The sequence below is a fragment of the Actinocorallia lasiicapitis genome (assembly GCF_054778695.1).
Genome location: NZ_BAAGZI010000447.1, coordinates 1 through 4,462, shown reverse-complemented (window position 1 = coordinate 4,462; position 4,462 = coordinate 1). Strand labels below are relative to the sequence as shown.

General features: G+C 70.1%; 4 protein-coding genes. 3 read left to right on the top strand and 1 reads right to left on the bottom strand.

What is annotated here, in order from left to right; genetic code table 11:
• Positions 1–1,082, top strand: a 1,082-nt coding sequence (locus ACYVE7_RS29850) for an NlpC/P60 family protein (RefSeq protein WP_460369355.1), incomplete at its 5' end; no start/stop codon positions are given.
• A gap of 86 nt (positions 1,083–1,168) precedes the next feature.
• Here ACYVE7_RS29850 and ACYVE7_RS29845 read toward each other — a convergent pair.
• A complete protein-coding gene (locus ACYVE7_RS29845) occupies positions 1,169–1,660 on the bottom strand; it encodes an inorganic diphosphatase (RefSeq protein WP_460369353.1) in 492 nt (163 codons plus the stop codon).
• A gap of 181 nt (positions 1,661–1,841) precedes the next feature.
• On the opposite strand from ACYVE7_RS29845, the gene dacB reads away from it, so the two are divergent.
• Together dacB and ACYVE7_RS29835 are read left to right on the top strand one after the other, a co-directional pair.
• Positions 1,842–3,116, top strand: coding sequence for a D-alanyl-D-alanine carboxypeptidase/D-alanyl-D-alanine endopeptidase (dacB, locus tag ACYVE7_RS29840; RefSeq protein WP_460369352.1), 1,275 nt, complete (start codon positions 1,842–1,844; stop codon positions 3,114–3,116).
• Positions 3,117–3,227: 111 nt separating this feature from the next.
• Positions 3,228–4,343 (top strand): zinc-dependent metalloprotease, encoded by a 1,116-nt coding sequence (locus ACYVE7_RS29835; protein ID WP_460369350.1) that lies wholly within the window; start codon positions 3,228–3,230, stop codon positions 4,341–4,343.
• Positions 4,344–4,462: the final 119 nt, after the last annotated feature.

Here is a 4,462-nt window from a genome sequence, read left to right as displayed (position 1 = left end):
CCGGCGGCCCCGAGGGTTTCGTGGACCGCGCCGCGATCCTCCAGGTCATCGCCGGCGACCTCGCCGCGGCCCTCCAGCGCGTCAACGCCGCCCGCATCGTCGCGCGAGTCACCCGCCGCGAGGCCCGCCGCGCCTACGACCGCAGCCAGTCCGCCTTCCACCAAGCGGAACAAGCCAAACAAACCGCCCAGTCCACGCTCGCCTCCCACCGCACCACCATCACCCACCTCCTCACCCGCCAGACCCACCTCAAAGCCGCCCTAACCCGAGCCGAAACCCAAGCCACCCTCCTCACCCACCAACAGAAAACCCACACCGCCAACGCGACATCCACGAGCAAAACACCCAGCACGACGACCGCACCCAAGGCCGCAAGCACGAGAAAGAGCACAACCAAGACGACACGCCCACGCAAAGCAACGCCCGGCAACCCCGAAAGCGCGGACGCCGCCGCGAAGACCCCAGGCACGGCAAACGCCGCGAACGCAGACAAGGCGGCCAACGCGGGGAATGCGGACGGCGCCGCGAAGGCGACGAACGCAGGCAAGGCGGGCCACGCGGGCAGTGCCGCGAAGGCGGCGGGTGCGGGGAAGGCGGCGCGCGCGGCCAAAGCGGCGGATGCGGGTGCGGCTGTCAAAGCCGGTGGTGCGAAGGCGGGAGGGGCTGCGGAGGGTGTGGATAAGGGGGCTTTGGTGGTGCGGGAGGCGTTGAAGGTGGTGGGGACGCCTTATTCGTGGGGTGGGGGGGATGCGGCGGGGGCGTCGCTCGGGGTCGAGCAGGGGAGCGGGACTCGGGGGTTCGACTGTTCGGGGCTGGCGCTGTACGCGTGGAAGAAGGCCGGGGTGGACCTTGATCACTGGACGGGATCGCAGTGGACGTCGGGGGAGCGGGTGGCTACCGGGAAGTTGAGCCCGGGGGACCTGGTGTTCTTCGCCGAGAACACGAAAGATCCCGACACGATTCATCATGTCGGGATCTTCATCGGCGACGGGCAGATGGTCGAAGCGCCCTACACCGGGGCGAAGGTCCGCGTGTCGACCATCTGGCGCAACGGCCTGATCGGCGCGGTCAGACCGGGCTGATCGAGACTGGGCTGATCGGGACCAGCCAAGTCGGGACCGGCCGGGTCGAGACTGGCCGGGTCGGGATCGGCGGGGCCGAGGTGGGGCTAGTGGTGGTCGGTCTCCGCGAAACGCTTGCGGGAGCGGACGATCTCCTCTTCGGCCTCGACACGCCCGACCCAGTTGGCGCCTTCGACGGACTTGCCGGGCTCGAGGTCCTTGTAGACCTCGAAGAAGTGCTGGATCTCGAGGCGCTCGAACTCGGCGACGTGGTGGATGTCGCGGACGTGGTCCCAGCGGGGGTCGGTGGCCGGAACGCAGAGCAGCTTGTCGTCGCCGCCCGCCTCGTCGGTCATCCGGAACATGCCGACGACGCGGCACTCGATGAGGCAACCGGGGAAGGTCGGCTCCTGGAGGAGGACCAGGGCGTCGAGCGGGTCGCCGTCCTCACCCAGGGTGTCCTCGACGAAGCCGTAGTCCGCCGGATACTGGGTGGAGGTGAACAGCAGGCGGTCGAGGCGGATGCGGCCGGACTTGTGGTCCACCTCGTACTTGTTCCGAGAGCCCTTGGGGATCTCGATGGTGACGTCGAACTCCACTGTTATTCCTCCGCCGATTGATGCGTGCCTTATGGGGCGTTGTGTGTATACAGGATGACGCACGAACAGTGATGGACTTGGACGAGGGGAGGGCCTAGTGCGCGTGGCCATTGACCGGCCCGTGGCAGTGGTCACACTCTTCTTGCTCCAAGTTTTCACCGTCGGCGCCGGCGCCGGCGTGGTGAAAATCACACCGGAGCGGGAGCTGACTCCCCAGCCGGCCGCCGTGGCGCACCGGCGGGTCGTCGTTCCCGGAGAGAACACGCAGGGTACCGCCTCCGGGCGGATTCCGGCACAGACGGCTCTGACGTCGAAGCTGAACGGGATCGGCGGCGCGAAGGTCACCGGGGTGGTGCTGGACGCCGCCACCGGCAGGCTCCTCTACGACCGCGGTTCGGCGCGTCCGGCCGTGCCCGCCTCCACCACGAAGATCATCACTTCGACGGCGGCGATGGCGGCGCTGGGCCCGGACAAGCGGCTGACCACGAAGGTGGTCCGGAAGGGCGATCGGATCGTGCTGGTCGGCGGCGGCGATCCGACCCTGTCGTCCAAGGCCCCGACGGCCGGCTACCCGCGTCCCGCCTCGCTGTCGGACCTCGCCAAGAAGACGGCCGTCGCGCTGAAGGCCGCCGGGGTGCGGAAGGTGGCCGTCGACTACGACTCCTCCCTCTACCAGGGTTCGCCGCTCGGCCCCGGCTGGAAGCCGAACTATGTGCCGGAGGGCAGTGTCGCGCCGGTCGCGGCGCTGATGGTCGACAACGGGCGGATCTCCCCGAACCCGTGCGAAGGGACCATCCCGGCCGTCGCCGACGGGCCGTCCGCCGCGGCCGTCGCGTTCGGCAAATGGCTGAAGGTTTACGGGATCACCCCGGTCAAGGGGCGTGCCGCGTCCGGCGGCGGCGGAACCCCGCTGGCCGACGTCCAGTCGCCGACGGTCGCCGCGCTGGTCGAGCATCTGATGCAGTGCAGCGACAACGACGTGGCCGAGTCGATGATCCGGCAGGTCGCGATCGCGAAGGGCCAGCCGGCGACCTTCGAGGGCGGCGCGCGGGCCGTCCGGCAGGTGCTCCAGTCGCTGGGCGTCGCGGAGGGCGTGAACACCGTCGACGGCAGCGGCCTGTCGCCGCGCGACCGGATCACCCCGCTGGCGCTGGCCAGGATCGTCGCGCTGGACGCGTCGGGTAAAACCCCCGCGCTGCGGACCGTGATCAGCGGGATGCCCGTCGCCGGGTTCAGCGGCACCCTGACCGAGCGGTTCACCGGGACGGGCGGCGCCGGAATCGTCCGCGCCAAGACCGGCACCCTGAGCAAGGTCGCCACGCTCGCCGGGATCGTCACCGACGCCGACGGACGCCTCCTGACCTTCGCGTTCATGGACAACGACGCCGTCGACCTCGGCGCGTCCCGGACGATCCTCGACACGCTCGCCTCGACGGTCGTGTCCTGCGGCTGCTGACCGCGCCGAACCTTTCCGGTACACCGTTCGTTCGGGGGGTAAGAGCTACGGTGGAGTAATAACGCGAGACAGGGCTCGTCCACCGGTCGAGGGGAGCAGGCTTTGGGCAGCATGATCGACTGGGGTACGGCGGTGCAGACCGGCAGCCGGCTGGTCCGGCCCGGGCCGCAGATCCCGGCGGAAGAAGCCAGGGCCGTCGTCGCCGAGCTCAAAGAGCTCTCGGCGCTCGCCCAGGGACACGTCCGCGAGTTCACGCGGATGGACGTGCCGCCCGAACCGCGGCCCGCGACCGTCGTCGACAGGCCGGGCTGGATCAAGGCCAACGTGGACGGGTTCCGCGTCGTCCTCGAACCGCTGATGGACAGGCTCGCCAAGAAGCGTCCCGGCAGCGGGGCGACGGGCCTGGTGGTCGATCTCGTCGGATCCCGGGTCACCGGGGTGCAGATGGGGGCGATCCTGGCCTATATGGCGAGCCGGGTGCTCGGCCAGTACGAGCTGTTCCTGCCGCCCGACCCGTCCGGGCGCGCGCCGACCGGCCGGCTGACCCTGGTCGCGCCCAACATCGTCGCCACCGAACAGGAACTGGGCGTCGATCCGCGTGACTTCCGGCTCTGGGTCTGCCTCCACGAGGAGACCCACCGCGCCCAGTTCACCGGGGTGCCGTGGCTGCGCGGCTACGTCCAGGACCAGATGACGAAGTTCCTGCTCGCCTCCGATCTCAGCCCCACCGAGATGCTGGACCGGATCAAGGAGGCGGCCGAGGCCGTCGCCGACGCCGTCCGCGGCGGCGACTCCACGCTGATCGACGCGATCCAGACCCCCGAGCAGCGCGCGATCCTCGACAAGCTCACCGCGGTGATGACCCTGGTCGAAGGGCACGGCGACTTCGTCATGGACGCCGTCGGGCCCGAGGTCGTCCCGTCCGTCGCCGACATCCGCGCCAAGTTCACGCACCGGCGCGGCGGCGGCTCACGGCTCGACAAGACCATCCGGCGGCTGCTCGGCATCGATCTGAAGATGAAGCAGTACGCCGAAGGGTCCAGGTTCGTCCGGCGTGTCCATGCCGAGGTGGGGATGGACGGGTTCAACAAGGTCTGGCAGTCGCCCGAGACCCTCCCGACCCTGGACGAGATCGCCGACCCGGCCAAGTGGATCGCCCGCGTCGCCACACCGTCGCTGCCCGGCGAGATCCTCGCCCTGGAGAAGCCCAGCGGCACCGAAGCCTGAGCTGCGCCATGCTGGTGGCGGTCGCCTCCCGCCGGGGAGCGGCCGCCGCCACGTGGTGAGGGAGGGTGCGGTGGGGCCGGATCCCGCGGTCGCGGCGGTGCGGCTGGCCGTGCGCACCG

Bases quoted from the DNA above. Each gene is read 5' to 3' on its own strand.
- ACYVE7_RS29835 (WP_460369350.1), top strand. From the start codon at position 3,228: ATGATCGACTGGGGTACGGCGGTGCAGACCGGCAGCCGGCTGGTCCGG.